Here is a 21,819-nt window from a genome sequence, read left to right as displayed (position 1 = left end):
AGTAGCCACCCCCGACCCGAGAATCCGCCATGTCACTGCCTGCCCTGCTCGAACAACGCCTGCGCCTGCCTGTGGTGGCGGCGCCGATGTTTCTGATATCGAACCCGCAACTGGTGCTCGCCTGTTGTCGCAATGGCGTGGTGGGCAGCTTCCCGGCCCTGAACCAGCGCGAAACTGCTGGCTTCAAGGCCTGGCTGGAAGAAATCGAGGCGGGGCTGGACGGGCTGGAGCGCGCCGCTCCCTACGCGGTGAACCTGATCGTCCATCAGAGCAACCCGCGCCTGCAGGCGGATTTGGCGGTGTGTATCGAGCACAAGGTGCCGATCGTCATCACCAGCCTCGGAGCGGTCAAGGAAGTCGTGGATGCCGTGCACAGCTACGGCGGTCTGGTGTTCCACGATGTCACCACCCGCCGCCATGCCGAGAAAGCTGCGCAGGCCGGGGTCGATGGGCTGATCGCGGTCGCGGCCGGCGCGGGCGGGCATGCAGGGACCTGGAGCCCGTTCGCCCTGGTCAGCGAGATTCGCCAGTTCTTCGACAAGACCTTGCTGCTGGCCGGGTGCCTGAACAAAGGCCATGAAATTCTCGCCGCGCAACTGCTGGGTGCCGACCTGGCCTATCTCGGCACCCACTTCATTGCCAGCCGGGAAAGCCAGGCGCCTGCGCAATACAAGGACATGCTGCTGCAGGCCAAGGCAGCCGATATCGTTCATACGCCAGTGGTGTCCGGGGTGCCCGCGAGCTTCATGCGCCAGAGCCTGGAGAAAGCCGGCTACGACCTGGCCAACCTGAACAAGGGTGGCGATATCCAGCTCAAGCCTATTCACGACGAAGCCAAGGCCTGGAAGACTGTCTGGTCCGCCGGTCAAGGCGTGGGCGGCATCGATGAGCAGTTGCCGACACAGACACTGATCGAGCGCCTTGACGCCGAATATCGCCAGGCCCTGGCCAGCGCCCAGCGCCTCGGCACGCACTGGCCGCGCTGAGCGAGCGGCCTTTGTGTAGACTAGGCCGCCCTTTCGAACGCCCCACCATTGGAGAACTGCATGACCCGTTACGCCATGATCACCGGTGCCTCCAGCGGTCTGGGCCTGGCACTGGCCGAAGCATTGGCGCGTCGGGGGCGCAACCTGATCCTGGTGGCACGCCAGCGCGACCTGCTGGAACCCGTCGCCATCGAACTGACCCAGCGTTTCGGCGTGGAAGTATTGTTCCGTGCCTGCGATATCGGCGAGCCGCTGCGCTTGTCGGGCTTCCTGCTGGAGCTCGAAGAAAGCGATCGGCACATCGATCTGTTGGTCAATTGCGCCGGGATTCGCTCCTACGGTCATTTCCTCGCGCAGGAATGGGCCGACGAGCAAGACCTCATCGAAGTGAACATCATCGCCCTGACCCGCCTGTGCCATGCCTTGGGTAATGCCATGGCCGTGCAGGGCGGCGGGCAGATTCTCAATGTCGCGTCGCTGGCCGCCTTCGCGCCCGGACCGTGGATGAGCAGCTATGCCGCCAGCAAGGCCTACGTGCTGCATTTCTCCGAAGGGCTGCGCGAGGAACTGAAACAGACCGGCATCAAGGTCTCGGTCCTCTGCCCCGGCCCGGTCCGCTCGCCAAACCGGCGCATCCCGCGCCTCGAGTCCGGCAAACGCTGCCTGAGCCCCGAAGAAGTGGCGCTCTACACGGTTCGCGCGCTGGACCGCAACAAGGCGATCATCATTCCCGGCCGGCGCAACCGCTTGCTGGCCTTCAGTCCGCGTCTGCTGACACGCTGGATGAGCCGCAAACTGGCCGGCGCCATCAACCGCGCTTACTGCCCGCGCTGAATCGAATCGCTACTGGGCGGCGGCGCGCGGGCTGAGTACACTCAGGCCCGACCACCACCATGGAGCAAGCGTTGTGGAAACTATTTTCACCAAGATCATCAACCGGGAGATCCCGGCCAAGATCATCTACGAAGACGACCAGGTCCTGGCGTTCCACGATATCGCCCCCCAGGCCCCGGTACATTTCCTGGTAATCCCGAAAAAGCCGATCCGCACCCTCAACGACCTTACCGAGGAAGACAAGGGCCTGGCCGGACACATCCTGTTCACCGCGCAGCGGCTGGCCAAGGAACTGGGCTGTGAAGAGGGTTTCCGCGTCGTGATGAACTGCAACGAGCTGGGCGGACAGACGGTCTACCACATCCACATGCACGTGCTCGGCCAGCGTCAACTGCACTGGCCACCGGGCTGATCCAGCGCAAGCCCTGTCACATCGATTGGGTTAAACTGTCGGGCACATTCTTGCGGAGGTGCCCGATGGCTACCGAACGTCAATATTCCCCGCTTGACCGCTTGTTGCTGCAGGCCGACACCGCCATGCGCACCTTGCTGCCCTTCAGCGGCCAACCTACCCGCCCGTCCCCGGCGATCGTCCAGCCCGAGTCCGAACTCGACGATAAACAGACCCGCCATATCGCTGGCCTCATGCGCATCAACCACACTGGCGAAGTCTGCGCCCAGGCGCTGTATCAGGGTCAGGCCCTGACCGCCAAGCTGCCGCAAGTGCGCAAAGCGATGGAACAAGCCGCCGATGAAGAAATCGACCACCTCGCCTGGTGCGAACAGCGCATCCGTCAGTTGGGCAGCCATCCGAGCGTGCTCAACCCGCTGTTCTACGGTTTGTCCTTCGGTATCGGCGCCTTTGCCGGGCTGATCAGCGACAAAGTCAGCCTGGGTTTCGTCGCAGCCACCGAGCATCAGGTGTGCAAGCATCTGGACGAGCACCTGGAGCAGATCCCGCCGGAAGACGAGAAATCCCGCGCCATCCTTGAACAGATGCGTATCGACGAGGAACACCACGCCGAGTCGGCACTCAACGCTGGTGGCTTCCGCTTCCCGGCTCCGGTCAAATTTGGCATGAGCCTGATGGCCAAGGTCATGACCAAAAGCACCTACCGCATCTGACCTGCCATGACCGGGCGCTTCGATGCCAGTGACCTGACCCGCGCGGTCGACGCGGGCGTCCTCGACGCCGCGCAAAAACAGGCGCTGCTGAGCTTTCTCGAACAGCAGCCATCCCGACAGGCCAGCTTCCAGTTGGCCCACGTCGCCTTCTACCTCGGCGCCCTGCTGATCATGGGCGCCATGGGCTGGCTGCTCAGTGAAGCCTGGATGCGTGTCGGCGACGGCGCGCTGCTAATGGTTGCCCTGGCCTACATTCTGCTCCTGACCCTGGGTGGCCTGGCGTTGCAACGCCGAGGCCAGCTCATTCCCGGCGGCGTCCTCGCAGCTGTGGCGGTCAGCATCGTGCCGCTGGCGGTGTTTGCCATCGAGCGCCTCGCCGGCTTCTGGCCGCTGGACGACAACCAGTCCAACTACCATCACTACTACACCTACGTGCAAGGCGGCTGGCTGCTGATGGAGCTGGCAACCGTGTTCGCCGGCCTGCTGATGCTGCGGTTGATCCCCTTCCCGTTCATCGTCATGCCAATCGCCCTGGCGCTGTGGTTCATGTCCATGGACCTGACGGAATGGTTTTATGGCTCACCGTTCGACTGGGAGCAGCGCCAGCAAGTGTCACTGTGGTTCGGGCTGGGGTTGCTGCTGGTGTTCCTGCTGATTGACGGCCGCACCCGCCAGGACTTCGCCTTCTGGGGCTACCTGGCCGGGCTGTTGGCGTTCTGGGGTGGGCTGACGTCGATGAACAGCGACAGTGAAGCAGGCAAAGCCCTGTACTGCCTGATCAACCTGGGCCTGATGTTGATTGCCGTGCTGCTGCGCAGGCCGATGTTCATGGTTTTCGGCGCGCTGGGCGTAGCGGCGTACCTGGGTTATCTGTCGTATGAAGTGTTCGCCGACTCGCTGCTGTTCCCGCTGGTATTGAGCGTGATCGGCCTGGGCGTGATTGGCCTTGGGCTGCTTTACCAAAAGCATCGCGAGCGCTTGAGCGCGACATTGCGCGCGGCCATTCCGACGGGGGTGATGGCATTGTTACCGGGGTTGCGTCGCTGAACCTTGCCACGGAGCTGTCGGGCTCCGTGGAAGATGCCACGGCTCAGCCGAGTTCGACGATCTCGTAGCTGTGGGTGATTTCAACACCCGCGCGGCCCAGCATGATCGAGGCCGAGCAGTACTTCTCTGCAGACAGCTCCACCGCGCGCTTGACCTGCGCCTCCTTCAAACCACGCCCCTTGACCACAAAGCGCAGATGAATCTTGGTGAAGACCTTCGGGTCCTCATCCGCACGCTCGGCTTCCAGGAAGGCTTCGCAGCTTTCCACCGGCTGACGGGATTTCTTCAGAATGCTGACCACATCGAAATTGCTGCAGCCGCCCAGGCCCAACAGCAGCATTTCCATCGGACGGACACCGAGATTGCGGCCACCGGCATCGGGCGGACCGTCCATCACCACGACGTGGCCGCTACCCGATTCACCGAGGAACATGGCCTCACCGGCCCACTGGATACGCGCCTTCATTAACCGGTCTCCCCTTGCTTGAAAAAATGGCTGCCAGCTTAGTCCCTACGCGCACAGGCGAAAAGACTTAAGCGTTCGATCAAATCTGCCGACACAGAGGGAGCGTCTGATAAACTGACGCCAAATTGATGGCGTTTTGCACCCATCCCACCTAAAAGAATACTCACGGACCGCGTATTTCGGGGCTTAACCATGGTTGCCGCAGCACTTCCAGCCAAGATCAAAAACGTCGACAAGCTGCTCGCTCATTGCCAGCGTCGTCGTTTTTCAGCAAAAACCAACATCCTCAGTGCTGGCGACTCGGCCGATACCCTGTCGTTCATCATCAAAGGCTCGGTCACGATCCTTATCGAGGACGATGAAGGCAGGGAAATGATCATCGCCTACCTCAACAGCGGTGATTTCTTCGGAGAGCTGGGCCTGTTCGAGCCTGCGGGCAAGGAGCAACACCGCAGCGCCTGGGTACGGGCCAAGACCGAGTGCGAGGTCGCGGAAATCAGCTACGAGAAATTCCGCGAACTGGCACGCCAGGATCCGGACATTCTCTATGCACTGGGCAGCCAGATGGCCCAGCGTCTGCGCAACACCACCCGCAAGGTCGGCGATCTCGCCTTCTTCGACGTCACCGGCCGGGTTGCTCGCTGCCTGCTGGAGCTGTGCAAGCAGCCGGACGCCATGACTCACCCGGACGGCATGCAGATCAAGATCACCCGCCAGGAAATCGGTCGGATCGTGGGTTGCTCACGGGAGATGGTCGGTCGCGTTCTGAAGGATCTGGAAGAACGCAACCTGGTCAACGTGAAGGGCAAGACCATGGTGGTCTTCGGCACGCGCTGAACCCAGGGTCAATCCTTGGGGATCGCCTCGATGGTCCGGGCGTAAGCCTGGGCCAGCCGCTCCAGCAGCGGCGCTTCGGGTACCACTTCATGCAGGGCGATGTGGCTGTCGGCCAGACAGCGCTGCTCCAGCTCGCAACATTCATTGAAGCGGTTGACCGCCGCCACCATCGACTCGCGCTCGTTATCCAGCAGCAGCGCACCGTGCACCAGCACCACCGGCCGCTTGCCACCCAGGCCCTGGCGCCAGCGCTGGGCTGTGCCGACCAACTTGCGACCATTGAGGTTGACGTTGTAGCGCCCGTCGCAGAACGCGCCTTCAATCTCGCCGACCGAGGCCGCGCCACCCCATTCCCGCAGCACCTCGCACAACGGTTCGCATAAGCGCAGGTAAGCGTTTTCGATGCGTCCGTTATCGCCTTCGCTACGCGGCGCCACATACACCAATGCGATGTTGATCACCGCTGGCGATTGCGGCACCGGCTCGCCGCCCGTCTCACGCAACAATACCGGCCAGCCGGAAATCGCCAGTTCGCCGCAAGCGGCCTCGAAGCCCTCCAGCCGGCTCATGCGCCGTGGCATCACCAACGCCCGATCCGTAGGGCGCCAGAACAGGACCCCGTGATCACGCTCGCCCTTGCAAACGGCCGCCAGCAAATCCTGCTCGGCATGCAGCCCAGCCTCGACGGTGACGGCAACAGGTTGTTCAGTCATGACAATCATCCTGAAAGAAAAAAGCCGGCAATGAATGCCGGCTTTCGAAGGGATCAGTCCAGCCCGTTCAGGCCTTGCACCACGCGCCCCGGGAAGAACAGGCGCTGCAACTCCAGCCCCGGTTGCTCAGCGCGCATGAACGCTTCGCCCACCAGGAAAGAATAGACCTCGTTGATTTCCATCAGCTCGACATCGGCGCGATTGAGGATGCCGCTCTCGGTGATGGCCAGGCGATCGCGAGGGATGCGCGGCAACAGGTCGAGGGTGGTTTCCAGGCTGACTTCGAAGGTGTGCAGGTTGCGGTTGTTGACGCCGACCAACGGAGTGTCGAGGGTCTTCAGCGCGCGCTCCAGTTCGTCGCCATCGTGCACTTCCACCAGCACGTCGAGGCCGACGCTCTTGGCGGTGGCCGCCAGTTCGGCCATCTTCACGTCATCCAGGGCGGAGACGATCAGCAGCACGCAGTCAGCGCCCAGGGCGCGGGCTTCGACGATCTGGTACGGATCGATCATGAAGTCCTTGCGGATCACCGGCAGTTGCACCGCCGCGCGGGCCTGCTGCAGGTAAACGTCGGCCCCCTGGAAGTAATCAACGTCGGTCAGCACCGACAGGCAGGTCGCCCCGCCCTTCTCGTAGCTGACGGCGATATCGGCGGGCACGAAGTCTTCGCGGATCACACCCTTGCTCGGCGAAGCCTTCTTGATTTCGGCGATCACCGCTGGCTGCTTGCGCTTGGCCTGTTCGATCAGGGCATTGGCGAATCCGCGCGGCGCGTCGGCGGCAGCCGCCAGGCGCTCCAGTTCGGCGAGGCTGACCCGGGCGCTACGCTCGGCGACTTCCTCAACCTTGCGGGCGAGGATCTTTTCCAGAACCGTCGGCACACTCATCCTTCGTTCTCCTGCTTGAATACCGCGGTAAAGGCGCCCAGCTCTTCGAGTTTTTCCCGGGCAAGGCCGGTGTGCAGCGCATCGTGAGCAAGCTCGACGCCCTGCTTGAGGCTCATCGCATGGTCGGCGGCGTAGAGTGCGGCGCCGGCGTTGAGCACGATCATTTCCGCCGCTTTCTGCCCGTTTTCGGTCTTGCGCCGGCCAATGGCATCGCGAATCAGCGCCAGCGATTCTTCCGGACCGCTCACCGACAAGCCGTGCAAGCTCTGGCTTTTCATGCCCAAGTCTTCGGGCTCGACCCAGTATTCGCTGATCTCGCCGTTCTTCAGTTCGGCAACGAAGGTCGGCGCGGCCAGACTGAACTCGTCCAGCCCGTCCTTGGAATGCACCACCAGCACGTGCTTGCTGCCGAGACGCTGCAGCACTTCGGCCAGTGGACGGCACAGCGCCTGGGTGAACACACCGACCACCTGATGCTTGACCCCGGCCGGATTCGTAAGCGGGCCGAGCATGTTGAACAGGGTGCGCAGACCCAGGTCGCGACGCGGGCCGGCGGCATATTTCATGGCGCTGTGGTGAGTCTGGGCGAACATGAAGCCGATGCCCACGCTGTCGATGCAACGAGCGACCTGGACCGGTGTCAGGTTCAAATAGATACCTGCTGCTTCCAGCAGGTCGGCGCTACCGCTCTTGCCCGAAACGGCGCGGTTGCCGTGCTTGGCCACGGTGCAACCGGCGGCGGCAACGACGAAGGCCGACGCGGTGGACACATTGAAGATGTTCGCGCCATCGCCGCCGGTGCCGACCACGTCGACCACGCCGTCGAGGCTGTTGAGCTCGACCTTGTCAGCCAGCTCGCGCATGACCGAAACGGCACCGACGATCTCGTCGATGCTTTCGCTTTTCATACGCATGCCCATCATGAAGGCGCCGATCTGCGCCTCGGTGCACTGACCGGTCATGATCTGGCGCATCACACCGCGCATTTCCTCGGTGGACAGGTCCAACTGATCGACGATCCGACCCAACGCATTCTTGATATCCATATTCAATCCTTAGCGGTGGCCGCCGGTCTGCTTGAGGAAATTGGCGAACAGCGCGTGGCCCTGCTCAGTGAGGATCGACTCGGGGTGGAACTGCACGCCTTCGACGTTCAGGGTCTTGTGGCGCAGGCCCATGATTTCATCGATCGAACCGTCTTCCAGAGCGGTCCAGGCGGTCAGTTCGAGGCAATCAGGCAAGGTTTCGCGCTTGACCACCAGCGAGTGGTAGCGGGTCACGGTCAGCGGATTGTTCAGGCCGGTGAACACGCCTGTGTTCTCGTGCACCACCGGGCTGGTCTTGCCATGCATGACCTGACGGGCACGGACCACATCGCCGCCAAAAGCCTGGCCGATGGACTGGTGGCCCAGGCACACGCCAAGGATCGGCAGCTTGCCAGCGAAATGCTTGATGGCTTCGAGAGAAACACCCGCTTCGGTCGGGGTGCACGGACCGGGAGAGACGACAATGCGCTCGGGTTGCAGGGCTTCGATCTGGGCGATGGTCAGTTCGTCGTTGCGAATGACCTTGACCTCCGCCCCCAGCTCGCCGAAGTACTGCACGACGTTGTAGGTGAAGGAATCATAGTTGTCGATCATCAGTAACATCTGGGCTCAACCTCTTGAATACTGACTTTGAATAACCGCCTTTCGCGATACAGGGCTACCCGACGCACAGCTTTTGTGTGCTGTTGCGGGGAGTGAAGCGATTTCGGAAAGGCAAAAACCAACGGGCCGGCGCTGGCCGGCAGGAGATAAAGTCAGGCGCGCCAACGCCAACGGGCGTGGGCCTTGATAACGCGCATCAAGAGTTTGCTGACGATCAACACGGGGTAGGTCTCGTTCATACGTTTCGGCACAGTAGCTTACGGAAACAATGCGTGCAATATCGACAGGGCAGGATCCGGGGTATTTGCTACTTTCTTCGGACGCAATACCAAAAACAAAGACAAAAAAAGGACTCTTGCGATGAGAAAGTGCCGTTATCTGCGTCAATCCGCTGCATGTCTGCTGGCCGCAGCCTGCTCCACCGCTATTGCAGGCCCCTCGCCTTACTCCACCCTGATCGTTTTCGGCGACAGCCTCGCCGATGCCGGGCAGTTTCCCGACTCAGCCGGGGCGCCAGGCACCAGCCAGCGCTACACCAACCGCAATGCCGACGGCAGCTTTGCGCCCGTGTCGCCGATGATCCTGGGTGGCTACCTCGGAATCGCACCCGGTGACCTGAATGCCTCCACTTCGCCCGTGAATGCGGCCCTCGGTATCCCCGACGGCAACAACTGGGCAACCGGAGGCTATCGCACCGACCAGATCTTCCAATCCATCACCGGTGAATCGCTGGTGGTGATCCCGCCCGGCAACCCCGGTGCCGGCACGGTACTGCGGCAGAAGCCCGGCTACCTTGCCGGCGGACGACTGGCCGATCCCAATGCCCTGTATTACCTGACCGGTGGCGGCAACGACTTCCTTCAGGGGTTGATCACCTCACCTCTCGGTGCCGCCACGTCGGCAACCCAACTGGCCGCCAGCGCCCAGGCCCTGCAACAGGCGGGCGCACGTTACATCATGGTCTGGCTGCTGCCCGATCTCGGCCTGACGCCTGCTCTCAACGGAACACCGCTGCAAGGCCCGAGTTCGCAGCTCAGCGCCTTCTTCAACCAGACGCTGGTCGCCAGCCTCGCCCAGATCGATGCCGAGATCATCCCGCTGAACATCCCGTTGCTGTTCCAGGAGGCCCTCACCTCGCCGGCACAGTTCGGCCTGGCCAGCGATCAGAACCTGATCAATACCTGCTACAGCGGCAACGGCTGCGTGCAGAATCCGGTGTATGGCGCCAACGGCACCACCCCGGATCCGACCAAGCTGTTGTTCAACGACTCGGTGCACCCGACCATCGCCGGCCAACGGATGATTGCCGACTACGGCTATTCGATCCTGTCCGCGCCATGGGAACTGACGCTGCTACCGGAAATGGCCCACGGCACATTGCGCGCCCATCAGGACGAACTGCGCAATCAGTGGCAGGCCGACTGGCAGCCGGTCGGGCAATGGCAGGCGATCGTCGCAGCGGGTGGCCAAAACCTCGATTTCGACAGCCAGCGCAGTTCCGCCAGCGCCGACGGTCGCGGCTACAACCTGACCGTCGGTGGCAGCTACCGCCTCGATGAAGCCTGGCGTGCTGGCATCGCAGGCGGCGTGTACCGGCAGAAACTGGAAGCCGGCGCGCAGGACTCCGACTACCGTCTCGACAGCTACCTCGCCACCGCCTTTGTGCAGTTCCATCAAGACCGCTGGTGGGCCGATGCGGCGCTGACCGGCGGCCGCCTGGACTACGACGACCTCGAACGCACGTTCGCCCTCGGCCCGAACAACCGCAGCGAGAAAGGTGACACCGATGGCGACTTGCTGGCCGTTTCCGCCCGCCTCGGCTTCGAGCTGGCCGCGCCGGGCAGCGGCTGGCAGCTTTCGCCGTTCGTCAGTGCGGATTACGCCCGGGTCGAAGTGGATGGTTACAGCGAGAAAGGCGCACGCTCCACGGCACTGACCTTCGACGATCAGAAACGCGATTCACGGCGGTTGGGTGTGGGCTTGCAGGGCAAATACCGGGTAGCACCGACAACGCTGCTGTTTGGCGAAGTGGCCCATGAGCATGAGTTCGAGGACGACCGTCAGGACCTGACCCTGCACCTCAACAGCCTGCCGGCCAATGACTTCACCCTGACCGGCTATACGCCGCAGAGCAATCTGAACCGGGTGAGTGTGGGTTTGAGCCAGAGCCTGGCGCCGGGGTTGGCGCTGCTTGGAAGCTATAACTGGCGCAAGAGTGATGAGCTGACTCAGCAGGGGATCAATCTGGCGCTGAGCCTGGAGTTCTGACAGCGGCCTATCGCGAGCAAGCTCGCTCCTACAGGAATGAGAACCAAACCCTGTAGGAGCGAGCTTGCTCGCGATCAGGCATCACTGTTTCGGCGTCTGCTCAGCCAGCGCCACCGCGCGGAACATCGCGCGACGCTTGTTGATGGTTTCTTCCCATTCCAGCGCCGGCACCGAGTCGGCGACGATGCCGCCACCGGCCTGCACATGCAGCTCGCCGTCCTTGATCACAGCGGTACGAATCGCAATCGCGGTGTCCATGTTGCCGTTCCAGGCGAAATAACCCACCGCACCACCGTAGACGCCACGCTTGACCGGCTCCAGCTCGTCGATGATTTCCATCGCGCGAATCTTCGGCGCACCGGACAAGGTGCCCGCTGGCAGGATGGCGCGCAGTGCGTCCATCGCCGTCAGGCCGCTCTTCAGTTGGCCGGTGACGTTGGAAACGATGTGCATCACGTTGGAATAACGCTCGATGACCATCTTCTCGGTGACCTTGACCGAACCGGTTTCCGACACACGACCCGCGTCGTTGCGTCCCAGGTCGATCAGCATCAGGTGCTCGGCGATTTCCTTGTCATCGGACAGCAGGTCTTCTTCCAGCGCCCGGTCGGCTTCCTCGTTGGCGCCACGTGGACGGGTGCCAGCGATCGGGCGCACAGTGACCAGGTTATCTTCGACCCGCACCAGCACTTCCGGCGAGCTGCCGACTACGTGGAAGTCGCCAAAGTTGAAGAAGTACATGTACGGGGTCGGGTTGAAGCAGCGCAGCGCTCGATACAGGTCGATCGGCGCGGCCTTGAAGTCGATGGACATCCGTTGCGACGGCACGACCTGCATGCAGTCGCCAGCGAGGATGTACTCCTTGATGGTATCGACGGCGCGCTCGTAGTCAGCCTGAGTGAAGCTGGAGCGGAACTCAGGCTCGGCAGCCTGCGCACCGCTGAAGTCGAGGCCGCGGCGCGGGGTGATCGGCTGCCGCAGTTGTTCGAGCAGATCCTGCAGTCGCGCCTGACCTTGCTCGTAGGCATCGTCCTGGGACGGATCGGCGAGAACGATGGCGTGCATCTTGCCGGCGAGGTTATCGAAGACCACCACCGCGTCGGACACCATCAGCAGGATGTCCGGCACGCCCAGCGGATCCGGGTTCGGGCACTTGCCCAGGCGTTTCTCGACATACCGCACGCAGTCATAGCCGAAGTAACCGACCAGGCCGCCGTTGAAACGCGGCAGGCCAGGAATGGTCGGCACCTTGTAGCGTTCTTTGAAGGCTTCGACGAAGGCCAGCGGGTCTTCCACATCGTGGCGTTCGATTTCGACGCCGTCGTGGGTGATCCGGACCTGATGGTCATGCACCCGCAACACGGTGCGGCACGGCAGACCGATGATCGAGTAACGGCCCCACTTCTCGCCGCCCTGCACCGATTCGAGCAGGTAGGAGTTGGGTTGGTCAGCGAGCTTCAGGTAGATCGACAGCGGTGTGTCGAAGTCGGCCAGGGTTTCGCAGGCCAGGGGAATGCGGTTATAGCCGGCAGCGGCCAGGCGCAGGAATTCTTCGCGGATCATGATTGCCTCGTGGCAGTAGGGCAAGAAAAGTCGAATGGCAAACGTGCCGGATCGGAGCCGGCCGGAGAGGAGTCAGGCGCGCCAACGCCAACGGGCCAGGGCCTTGATGACTTTCATCCAGAGTTTGCCAGGTGCTACCACGATGGAATCTCTACCAAGGGGGGAATTGAGGTCCGCCAACGTTAGCTCAGTGGCTGCACCGAAGCAACCGGGAGCAAGGCGCGCAAATCGTCGATCACCAGGGCGGGCGATTCGTCGCTGATCGGCCGGCCATGGTTGTAGCCGTAGGTCAGGCCGACGCACTGCACACCCGCGGCCTTCGCCGCCTGCACGTCACTGCGCGAGTCGCCGACGAACAGGGCGTCGTGCGCCTGCACGCCAGCCATCTGCATGACAAACAGCAAGGCCGCCGGGTCCGGCTTCTTCTGCGGCAGCGTGTCCCCGCCGATGATCCAGCGGAAATAGCGACCGATCTGCATCTGGTCCAGCAGCGGGCCGACGAAGCGTTCAGGCTTGTTGGTGATCAGCGCCATTTCCACTTTCTGCTGGTGCAGCCACTTGAGGGTGTCGTGCACCCCGGGGTAGGTCACCGTCAGATCGTGGCTCTCGGCATAGGCTTCCATGAAGATTTCCAGACCGCGCTCAGCCTCGTCGTCACTCACCGCGCTATGGTCGATGCCACCGGCCAGCGCCCGGCGCACCAGCACCGGAGCACCATTGCCAACCCACTCGCGCACCGCGTCGATGCCGGCCGGCGCGCGATTCATTTCGAGCAGCATGCGATCGACCGCCACCGCCAGGTCCGGGACGGAGTCGATAAGGGTGCCGTCCAGATCGAACATCACCAGCCTGGGCAGACTCCCGGGGAACAGCTGCTCGAAACCGCTCATGGGCGGGCCTGAGCCAGTTCGGCGCGCATCTTGTCGATGACTTCCTTGTAGTTCGGCGTGTTGAAGATCGCCGAGCCCGCAACGAAGGTGTCGGCGCCAGCGGCGGCGATTTCGCGGATGTTGTTGACGTTCACGCCGCCGTCGATCTCCAGACGGATGTCGCGACCGCTGGCGTCGATCAGCGCGCGGGCTTCACGCAGCTTGTCGAGGGTGCCGGGGATGAACTTCTGGCCGCCAAAGCCTGGGTTGACGCTCATCAGCAGGATCATGTCGACCTTGTCCATCACGTACTTCAGCGCTTCCAGACCAGCAGCCGGGTTGAACACCAGGCCGGCCTTGCAACCGCCGTCGCGGATCAGTTGCAGCGAGCGATCGACGTGCAGGGTGGCATCCGGATGGAAGGTGATGTAGGTGGCGCCAGCCTCGATGAAGTCGCCGATAATGCGGTCGACCGGGCTGACCATCAGGTGCACGTCGATCGGCGCGGTCACGCCGTGCTTGCGCAGCGCTGAGCAGACCATCGGGCCGATGGTCAGGTTGGGCACGTAGTGGTTGTCCATGACGTCGAAGTGAACGATGTCGGCGCCGGAGGCCAGCACGTTATCGACTTCCTCGCCCAGGCGGGCGAAGTCGGCGGAAAGAATCGAGGGGGCAATAGCGAAGGGCTGCATGGCGCACCTGTAGGCAATTTCACGGTGGCGCGCATTGTACATCAGGCATCGTCAAAAGCGGCGTGACCCTGTGGGAGCCGGCTTGCCGGCGATGAGGCCGGCTCAATACGCCATCGCTGGCAAGCCAGCTCCCACAGGGGGTCAATCAGTCAGGATCATTCCGGTTGTTGCGTACGCATTTTCTCACTACGACCGCGGAGCCATTCCAGGGTCAGCAGCAGAACGACCGAGAAAGCAATCAGCAGGGTCGCTGCAGCGGCGATGGTCGGGCTGAGGTTCTCACGGATACCGCTGAACATCTGCCGTGGCAGGGTGGCCTGCTCGGGACCTGCGAGGAACAGGGTCACCACCACTTCATCGAACGAGGTGGCGAAGGCGAACAGGGCCCCCGAAATCACCCCCGGTGCGATCAGCGGCAGGGTCACCCGGCGGAACGCGGTCACCGGCGAAGCGCCCAGGCTCGCCGCGGCCCGCACTAGGTTGTGGTTGAAGCCCTGCAGGGTCGCCGACACGGTGATGATGACGAACGGCACACCCAGCACCGCGTGCACCAGAATCAGCGAAATGAAGCTGTTGCCCAGCCCCAGCGGCGCGAAGAACAGATAGCTGGCCACACCGATGATCACCACCGGTACCACCATCGGCGAAATCACCAGGGCCATGATCAGCGACTTGCCGGGAAAGTCCCCGCGGGTCAGGCCGATCGAGGCCAGGGTGCCGAAGACCATCGCCAGGGCGGTGGCCGCCGGGGCGACGATGATGCTGTTGGTCAACGCCCGCATCCACTCATCCGAGGCGAAGAAGTTGTGGTACCACTGCAGCGAGAAGCCTTGCAGCGGATAGACCAGGAAGCTGCCGGAGTTGAACGACAGCGGGATGATCACCAGCACCGGCAACACCAGGAACAGCAGGATCAGGCCGCAGAGAATGCGCAAACTGTAGAACCAGACCCGCTCGACGGGCGACATGTAGGGGCTCAGCATGAATTCGCTCCTCAGCTCAGACGCAGGCGGCTGGAGCCGACCAGCCAGCTATAGATCAGGTACAGCAGCACAGTGGCCAACAACAGCAGGCCGCCCAGCGCGGTCGCCATGCCCCAGTTGATGCTGGTGTTGGTGTAGAACGCCACGAAGTAGCTGACCATCTGGTCGTTCGGGCTGCCCAGCAATGCCGGGGTGATGTAGTAACCAATGGCCATGATGAACACCAGCAGGCAACCGGCGCCGACACCGGCGTAGGTCTGCGGGAAGTACACCCGCCAGAAGCTGGTGAACGGATGGCAACCCAGCGAAATCGCGGCCCGCATGTAGGTCGGCGAGATGCCTTTCATCACGCTGTAGATCGGCAGGATCATGAACGGCAGCAGGATGTGCACCATCGAGATGTACACGCCGGTGCGGTTGAACACCAGTTCCAGCGGCTTGTCGATGATCCCCAGTGCCATCAACGCGCTGTTGATCAGTCCGCCCGATTGCAGCAGCACGATCCACGCGGCAACCCGCACCAGAATCGACGTCCAGAACGGCAACAGCACGAGAATCATCAGCAGGTTGCTCTGCCGGGTCGGCAGGTTGGCCAGCAAGTACGCCAGTGGGTAAGCCAGCACCAGGCAGATGGCGGTGATGACGAAGCCCATCCACAGGGTACGGGTGAAGATATCCAGGTAAATGGCCTGGTCCGGGGTGGCCGGGGCCAGTTCGCCCAGGTCGTCGATGCGATGGTCGACGGCCGCCAGCAGGTAGAACGGGGTCACGCTGCTGGTGTTGCGGCGGATAGCCTGCCAGTAGGCGGGGTCGCCCCAGCGCTCGTCCAGCTCTTGCATGGCATCTTTATAGGAAGCCGGTTCGGTCTTGAATGGCAGGGCCCGGGCGGTTTTCGCCAGGAGGCTGCGGTAGCCGGCCAGTTCCATGTTCAGACGCTTGGACAGGTCGCCCAGGGTCTGGTTCTTGCGCGATTCGGCGAGGTCTTCGCTCAGCGCCTTGTACACGGGCTCGCCCGGCAGGCTCTTGCCATCCCACTCGGCCACAGCGACCACGGTGCGCGGCAGGCCACTGACGACCTCGGGGTTGCCGACGCTCTTGTACAGCAGCGCGGCGATCGGCACGAGAAACACCAGCAACAGAAACAGCGCCAGGGGCGCGATCAGCGCCTGCGCCTTCCAGCGGTTGACCCGCTCGGCACGCGCCAGACGCTGCTTGAGGTTGGAACCTGCGCCTTCTTTGAGGGGCACTGCGATGGCCATAGCGAACTCCGGAAAATCTTGGAAACAGGGGGCGCCGGTGTCAGCACCGGCGCCCTGTCAGCACGGCTTACTTGGCCGCCCAGGCGTTGAAGCGTTGCTCCAACTGTTCGCTGTTGTCAGCCCAGAACGCCACGTCGATCTGCACCTGGTTGGCGATGTTTTCCGGGGTGGTCGGCATGTCTTTCTTGATCTCGTCGGACAGCAGCGCGACCGCCTTGGAGTTGGCCGGACCGTAGGCGATGTTTTCCGAGTAGATCTTCTGCTGCTCAGGCTTGACCGAGTAGGCGATGAACTTCTTCGCCTCTTCGGCGTTTTTCGCGCCCTTCGGAATGGCCCAGGCGTCGAAGTCGTAGATGCCGCCGTTCCACACCACTTTCAGGTTGCTTTCTTTCTGTACTGCAGCGATCCGGCCGTTGTAGGCCGAGCTCATCACCACGTCACCCGAGGCCAGGTACTGCGGCGGCTGGGCGCCGGCTTCCCACCACTGGATGCTCGGTTTCAGCTCGTCGAGTTTCTTGAAGGCGCGGTCCTGGCCTTCCTTGGTGCCGAGCACCTTGTAGACGTCCTTCGGCGCAACGCCGTCGGCCATCAGGGCGAATTCCAGGGTGTACTTGGCGCCCTTGCGCAGGCCGCGCTTGCCCGGGAAGTTCTTGGTGTCCCAGAAGTCTTTCCAACTGGTTGGCGCGGTCTTCAGTTTGTCGGCGTTGTAGGCCATGACCGTGGACCAGACGAAGAAACCTACGCCGCACGGCTGGATAGCGCCGGGAACGTAGTCGGACTCATCGCCGAACAGCGCAGGATCCAGCTCTTCGAACATGCCTTCGTCACAGCCGCGAGCCAGTTCCGGCGACTCGACTTCCACCAGGTTCCAGGACACGCTTTTGGTGTCGACCATGGCTTTGACCTTGGCCATCTCACCGTTGTATTCACCCGCGACGATCTTGCCGTTGCCCGCCTTTTCCCACGGCTCGTAGAACGCCTTGACCTGGGCTGCCTTGTTGGCGCCACCGAAGGAAATCACGGTCAGATCGCTTGCCGCCATCGCCTGGGTCGCAGCGAACAGTCCCAGAGTCAGTGCGGTCAACTTCAAGTGCTTGAGCATTCTTATTTTCTCCACGTTGCAGGGGTTGGTATCGCAAACCTCATTGGGCTTCCAGGAGCGGATCGAGCGCACGTCCATGCTCAACCGCCCAGCCCAGTGGTACCACGTCGCCCACGGCCAGGGCCGGGTCGAGTTCGGCGATAGGCTGCTTCACGAAGAAATCGGCCTTGCCGCAAACTTCCAGGCGTACCCGCACGTGGTCGCCCAGGTAGATGAATTCGGCCACCCGACCAGAGAAACGGTTGACGCAGCTTTCGCTGTGACCGTTCAGACGCACGCGCTCCGGACGCACCGACAGGGTCACCGGCTCGCCCGGCTCACCGACGTTGACCGCCAGCGCCTCGACCTTCTCGCCGCGGGCCAGGGACACCAGGCAGCGGTCGCCGTCGCGGCTGAGCAAGCGCCCGTTGATGCGGTTGTTCTCGCCGATGAAGTTGGCGACGAAGGTGTTCTTCGGCTCTTCGTAGAGGGTGCGCGGATCGGCGATCTGCTGGATCTCGCCCTGGTGGAATACCGCCACGCGGTCGGACATGGTCAGCGCTTCGCCCTGGTCGTGGGTCACGTAGACCACGGTCACGCCCAGGCGTTGGTGCAGGTGTTTGATTTCCATCTGCATGTGTTCACGCAGTTGCTTGTCCAGCGCGCCGAGAGGTTCGTCCATCAGCACCAGTTGCGGCTCGAATACCAGCGCCCGGGCCAGGGCCACACGCTGCTGCTGACCACCGGAAAGCTGGCCCGGATAGCGCTGGGCGAAAGCATCGAGCTGGACCATGTTCAGCACGCGCTTGACCCGCTCGCTGACGTCGGTCTTGCTCAGGTTGCGCACGCTGAGCGGGAACGCCAGGTTCTCGGCCACGGTCATGTGCGGGAACAGCGCGTAATTCTGGAAGACCATGCCGATGTCGCGTTTATGCGGCGGCACGTTGTTGATCGAACGGCCGGCCAACTGGATCTCGCCAGCGGTCGGTGTCTCGAAACCGGCCAGCATCATCAGGCTGGTGGTCTTGCCCGAACCGGACGGGCCGAGCAGGGTCAGGAACTCGCCCTTGCGAATGTCCAGGTTGAGGTCTTTGACGATCAGCGATTCGCCGTCGTAGCTCTTCTGCACACCACGGAAGCTGACCAGCACTTCGCCGGTTCCAGCGCTCGAATTGACCTCACTCATACCCGCACCTTTTATTGGATGACTGCTGTGATCCAAGCGTAGAGAAGGGCCGGGGCTGCGCAAATCGGGGGGGCTGAGAGATTGATATCAGCCGGTTGGAAAGGTGGCTGTAGGGATTGCCCTACAAAGATGGCGGTTTTAGGTACGTGGTTTCGCGAGCAAGCTCGCTCCTACAGGATCGGGAGCAGCTTCCTACTGTAGGAGCGAGCTTGTCGGAGCGCCGAACCGTCGCGAAAAACTGCCCACCCCCTGTCGTTTCCAGAACAGTCAGAGCAACTTGTGTTCCATCGCGTACTTCACCAATTCCGCGAGCGACGTCACGTTGAGTTTCTGCATCAGCCGCGCCTTGTGGGTGCTGATGGTCTTGTTGCTCAGCGCCAGTTGCTGGGCGATGTCGTTGACGTTGGCGCCCTGGGCCAAACGCTCGAACACCGAGAACTCGCGCTCCGACAACAGCGAATGCAGCGGTCGGGCATCCGTGAGGCCGACTTCGAAGACCATGCGGTCGGCCAGGTCCGGGTCGATATAGCGCCCGCCGCCCGCCACGCGGCGAATGGCAGTGAGCAGCAGCGCCGGGTCGCTGTCCTTGGTGGCATAGCCGGCAGCACCGACTTTCAGTGCTCGCGCCGCCATCTGCGCTTCGTCGTGCATCGACAGCACCAGGATCGCCGGCGGCGAGCTCAACGCGCGAATCCTCGGGATCGCCTCCAGGCCGTTAACCCCTGGCATGGAGATATCCAGCAAGACCACTTCGCAGGCGGTGTGCCGCAGCGTCTCCAGCAACTGCTCGCCGTTGCCCGCCTCGCCCACCACCTGCATGTCCTTGGCCAGGCCGATCAGTTGCTTGATGCCCTCGCGCACGATGGTGTGGTCTTCGGCAACCAGAACTCGAATCACTTTTTCGCTCCTGTCTCAATCCAGAGGTATGCGCACGCGCAGGCTGGTGCCCTCGCCCGGCTCACTTTCAAGGTGCATGTCACCACCGAGCATCAACACCCGCTCGCGCATGCCCACCAGCCCGAAGGAGGTGGGACGGCTGTCGTCCCGCACGAACCCCAGGCCATCGTCGCTGATAATCAGACACAGCATGGGACCGTCGAGGTGCAGTGTTATCTCGACAGTATGCGCCTGGGCATGGCGCATGACATTGGTCAGCGCCTCCTGCAACACGCGGAACAGGCTGGTGGCCTTGGCATCGCTGAGCGGTGGCAGGTTTTCCGGAACCTGCACCAGACACGGAATCTGTGTGCGCGCTTCGAAACGCTGGGCCTGCCATTCGATCGCCGAAGCGATGCCCGCATCGAGAATCGGCGGCCGCAAGGCCGTGGCCACATCGCGGACCAGTTGGAACAGTTGGGCAATAAGACGCTTCATGCTGCCCAACCGCTCCGTCAGGCCAGGGTCGAGATCGGCGTAAGCCAGTTCGCACATTGATGTCTCGAGCTTCAGCACGGTGAGCATTTGCCCCAACTCGTCATGGACTTCCCGGGCAATCCGCGCCTTTTCTTCCTCGCGCACGCTCTCCAGGTGCGCGGCCAGTTCCCGCAGTTGCTCCTGGGAGCGGGCCAGCTCCAGCTCGACCTGCTTGCTCTGGGTGATATCCCAGACGATGCCGTCCCAGACCACCCGGCCACCGCTGAGTTTGCGGGCACTGGCTTTGATGTCTGCCCAGCGCTGTTCGCCCTGGCGGGTGAGGATGCGCCCCTGCCAGGACCAGTCACTGTCGCTGGCCAGCGCCTGATCCTGGACACGGTGATAGTCGGCACGGTCGGCGCTGTGTACCAGGCTGCGCAGGCCCATGTCCGGGTGCTGGATCTCTGCCGGCGCATAGCCGACCAGCGCCTCGCTGCCTTCACTGATGTAGGGAAATTCCAATTCGTCGATGCCGGGATCGCGCTCCAGGCGGAACACCAGCCCCGGCACGTTGGCGGCAATGCCCTTGAGCCGTGCCTCGCTTTCACGCTGGGCGGCTTCGGCACGGCGGCGCTCGGTCACGTCGGTGAGGAACACCACCAGGTACTCGGCATCGCGAAAGCGCAGGAAACTCAGCGACATGTCCACCGGCAGCAGACTGCCATCGGCACGCAGCCAGCGGGTTTCGAAGCGCTGGGCGGATTCATCGCTGGCCCGTGCGCGCTTCCATAAATCCAGCCACCGATCCATATGCAGTTCTGGATCGAAGTCGATCAACGGCCGCTCGACCATCGCCCCCGGCTGATAGCCGAGCATCGTTTCCACCGCATGGTTGGCATAGCGCACATGGCTGTCCCAGTGCACCCAGAGAATGCCCACGGTGCTTTGGTCGAGGGAGAACTGGCTGAGGCGCAGTTCCTCCTCGCGGGACAACCGCTGAGCCAGGTCTTCCCGTGCGGTCAGCAGGCTGTGCTCGAGGAAATGCTGCTGGCGACGTTGCCAGATGATGATGGCCACCCCGCTGAAAAACAGCGCGGCGAATAACAGCGCGAGGTTCTGCCAGAAGCCCGGCGACTCGCTCAGCCGCGGGTACTTTGGCTGCAACCAGCGCGAGTGAAGTTGCTCCAGGTCTTTGGCCGGAATCGCCTGCAGGCCACGCTCGAGGATGTCAGCGAGCAGCGGCCAGTCACGCCGCGAGGCGACCCGGAGCAATTGCGGGAAACCAATATCGCCGACCACCGCCAGTTCGCTGAATTCGCTCTCGCGGGACAGCCGGCTCAGTTGCGCCTCGTCCACCACCGCGTAGCGCGCCTGCTCGCCGACCACCAGTTGCAGGGCCTGCCGCTCACCCGGCACCCCTTGCAGGTTGAGGTTGGAATAGGTGGCGCGCAGGTAGTCGGCCACGGCGCTGGGCATGCGCACGGCGACCCGCTCGACGTCGCCGATCTTCTCCAGATCCACCGCCACCGCACCGCTACGCGGACCGACGATCAGCTGCGGTACGCGCATGTACGGATCGCTGAACAACCATAGGCGCAGGCCTGCGGGCGTCTGGGTCAGGCCCGGCGCCAGATCGACCTCGCCGCCGGACAGTGCCCGTTCGAGTTCGGCCTGATCGGAGAAATTGCGCCAGGTCAGGTCCAGGCCAAGGCTGCGGGCGAGCATGTTCATCAGCTCGACGTTGACCCCGGACAGTTGCTGCAAACGCCGATCGAACTGGGCAAAAGGGGCTTGCAGCACCAAGCCGACCCGCAGGCTGCGGTGCTGGTCAAGCCACTGCCGTTGCGCCGAGTCCAGCTGCACCGAGGTCGGCGCGGGCGCGGCCCAGACGATCAAGGGCAAGCAAAAACAGCCGATAACCCACAGACGGCACAAACGAATCATCTTGAATCTCGTCAATAGAAGGACGGTCGCGAGGCGTGGCCGTCCCGGACAAATACCATTAGGCTGCCGGTATCATT

20 protein-coding genes and 1 pseudogene are annotated in these 21,819 nt (G+C 62.8%); 7 read left to right on the top strand and 14 right to left on the bottom strand.

Features of this window, described 5'->3' with window-relative positions:
* Positions 1–29 precede the first annotated feature (29 nt).
* The 5 genes from DM374_RS20625 (at position 30) to DM374_RS20605 (ending at position 3,992) form a co-directional block, all read left to right on the top strand.
* A complete protein-coding gene (locus tag DM374_RS20625; RefSeq protein WP_110971557.1) occupies positions 30–986 on the top strand; it encodes an NAD(P)H-dependent flavin oxidoreductase in 957 nt (318 codons plus the stop codon).
* Between the two features lie 60 nt (positions 987–1,046).
* Positions 1,047–1,820, top strand: a complete 774-nt coding sequence (locus tag DM374_RS20620) for an SDR family NAD(P)-dependent oxidoreductase (protein WP_110971556.1) — start codon at positions 1,047–1,049, stop codon at positions 1,818–1,820.
* 73 nt (positions 1,821–1,893) lie between these two features.
* Positions 1,894–2,232, top strand: a complete 339-nt coding sequence (locus tag DM374_RS20615) for a histidine triad nucleotide-binding protein (RefSeq protein ID WP_110971555.1) — start codon at positions 1,894–1,896, stop codon at positions 2,230–2,232.
* 65 nt (positions 2,233–2,297) lie between these two features.
* Positions 2,298–2,945 carry a 2-polyprenyl-3-methyl-6-methoxy-1,4-benzoquinone monooxygenase gene (coq7, locus tag DM374_RS20610; RefSeq protein ID WP_110971554.1) on the top strand — a complete coding sequence of 216 codons (648 nt, stop codon included), beginning with the start codon at positions 2,298–2,300 and terminating at the stop codon, positions 2,943–2,945.
* A 6-nt stretch (positions 2,946–2,951) separates the two neighbouring features.
* On the top strand, positions 2,952–3,992 hold the full coding sequence (locus tag DM374_RS20605; RefSeq protein ID WP_110971553.1) for a DUF2157 domain-containing protein: 1,041 nt from the start codon (positions 2,952–2,954) through the stop codon (positions 3,990–3,992).
* A gap of 43 nt (positions 3,993–4,035) precedes the next feature.
* Here DM374_RS20605 and DM374_RS20600 read toward each other — a convergent pair whose 3' ends face one another.
* Positions 4,036–4,458 carry an OsmC family protein gene (locus DM374_RS20600; protein ID WP_110971552.1) on the bottom strand — a complete coding sequence of 141 codons (423 nt, stop codon included), beginning with the start codon at positions 4,456–4,458 and terminating at the stop codon, positions 4,036–4,038.
* Positions 4,459–4,650: 192 nt separating this feature from the next.
* On the opposite strand from DM374_RS20600, the gene crp reads away from it, so the two are divergent.
* Entirely contained in the window at positions 4,651–5,295 is a 645-nt protein-coding gene (crp, locus tag DM374_RS20595) for a cAMP-activated global transcriptional regulator CRP (protein WP_110971551.1), read from the top strand.
* 8 nt (positions 5,296–5,303) lie between these two features.
* Here the strand turns inward: crp and DM374_RS20590 are convergent, their stop codons facing one another.
* Genes DM374_RS20590 through DM374_RS20575 form a run of 4 tightly spaced genes read right to left on the bottom strand, consistent with a single transcriptional unit; the run spans position 5,304 to position 8,544 of the window.
* Positions 5,304–6,008, bottom strand: coding sequence for a lipoate--protein ligase family protein (locus DM374_RS20590; RefSeq protein ID WP_110971550.1), 705 nt, complete (start codon positions 6,006–6,008; stop codon positions 5,304–5,306).
* 53 nt (positions 6,009–6,061) lie between these two features.
* Positions 6,062–6,895, bottom strand: coding sequence for an indole-3-glycerol phosphate synthase TrpC (trpC, locus tag DM374_RS20585; RefSeq protein WP_095156135.1), 834 nt, complete (start codon positions 6,893–6,895; stop codon positions 6,062–6,064).
* Positions 6,892–7,941 carry an anthranilate phosphoribosyltransferase gene (trpD, locus tag DM374_RS20580; protein WP_095156136.1) on the bottom strand — a complete coding sequence of 350 codons (1,050 nt, stop codon included), beginning with the start codon at positions 7,939–7,941 and terminating at the stop codon, positions 6,892–6,894. The genes trpC and trpD overlap by 4 nt, the downstream gene beginning before the upstream one ends.
* Before the next feature lie 9 nt (positions 7,942–7,950).
* Positions 7,951–8,544: an aminodeoxychorismate/anthranilate synthase component II gene (locus tag DM374_RS20575; RefSeq protein ID WP_110971549.1), complete on the bottom strand. Its 594-nt coding sequence runs from the start codon at positions 8,542–8,544 to the stop codon at positions 7,951–7,953.
* A 360-nt stretch (positions 8,545–8,904) separates the two neighbouring features.
* Between DM374_RS20575 and estP the strand changes: the two genes are divergently transcribed.
* Positions 8,905–10,812 carry an esterase EstP gene (estP, locus tag DM374_RS20570; protein WP_110971548.1) on the top strand — a complete coding sequence of 636 codons (1,908 nt, stop codon included), beginning with the start codon at positions 8,905–8,907 and terminating at the stop codon, positions 10,810–10,812.
* An 81-nt stretch (positions 10,813–10,893) separates the two neighbouring features.
* On the opposite strand, the gene trpE is transcribed toward estP, so the two are convergent.
* From trpE to DM374_RS20525, 9 genes and pseudogenes are all read right to left on the bottom strand, one after another.
* Positions 10,894–12,375 carry an anthranilate synthase component I gene (gene trpE, locus DM374_RS20565; protein ID WP_110971547.1) on the bottom strand — a complete coding sequence of 494 codons (1,482 nt, stop codon included), beginning with the start codon at positions 12,373–12,375 and terminating at the stop codon, positions 10,894–10,896.
* A gap of 72 nt (positions 12,376–12,447) precedes the next feature.
* Positions 12,448–13,265: pseudogene (locus tag DM374_RS20560) on the bottom strand (phosphoglycolate phosphatase).
* Positions 13,262–13,936, bottom strand: coding sequence for a ribulose-phosphate 3-epimerase (rpe, locus tag DM374_RS20555; protein WP_095156140.1), 675 nt, complete (start codon positions 13,934–13,936; stop codon positions 13,262–13,264). Before rpe ends, DM374_RS20560 begins: the two are co-directional and overlap by 4 nt.
* A 155-nt stretch (positions 13,937–14,091) precedes the next feature.
* The gene (locus DM374_RS20550) at positions 14,092–14,919 is read right to left on the bottom strand and encodes an ABC transporter permease (RefSeq protein ID WP_095156141.1); all 828 of its coding nucleotides are present in this window, start codon (positions 14,917–14,919) and stop codon (positions 14,092–14,094) included.
* 11 nt (positions 14,920–14,930) lie between these two features.
* On the bottom strand, positions 14,931–16,178 hold the full coding sequence (locus tag DM374_RS20545; RefSeq protein ID WP_095156142.1) for an ABC transporter permease: 1,248 nt from the start codon (positions 16,176–16,178) through the stop codon (positions 14,931–14,933).
* A gap of 67 nt (positions 16,179–16,245) precedes the next feature.
* Positions 16,246–17,280: an ABC transporter substrate-binding protein gene (locus DM374_RS20540; RefSeq protein ID WP_095156143.1), complete on the bottom strand. Its 1,035-nt coding sequence runs from the start codon at positions 17,278–17,280 to the stop codon at positions 16,246–16,248.
* 40 nt (positions 17,281–17,320) lie between these two features.
* Positions 17,321–18,445 (bottom strand): ABC transporter ATP-binding protein, encoded by a 1,125-nt coding sequence (locus DM374_RS20535; RefSeq protein WP_110971546.1) that lies wholly within the window; start codon positions 18,443–18,445, stop codon positions 17,321–17,323.
* 267 nt (positions 18,446–18,712) lie between these two features.
* Positions 18,713–19,342, bottom strand: a complete 630-nt coding sequence (locus DM374_RS20530) for a response regulator (RefSeq protein ID WP_110971545.1) — start codon at positions 19,340–19,342, stop codon at positions 18,713–18,715.
* Positions 19,343–19,357: 15 nt separating this feature from the next.
* Positions 19,358–21,742 (bottom strand): PAS domain-containing sensor histidine kinase, encoded by a 2,385-nt coding sequence (locus DM374_RS20525; RefSeq protein WP_110971544.1) that lies wholly within the window; start codon positions 21,740–21,742, stop codon positions 19,358–19,360.
* Positions 21,743–21,819 lie beyond the last annotated feature (77 nt).

Source organism: Pseudomonas huaxiensis (assembly GCF_003231275.1).
Classification (GTDB): domain Bacteria; phylum Pseudomonadota; class Gammaproteobacteria; order Pseudomonadales; family Pseudomonadaceae; genus Aquipseudomonas; species Aquipseudomonas huaxiensis.
Note: the sequence above shows the minus strand (reverse complement) of the source record. Positions and strands in the feature narration are given on the sequence as shown.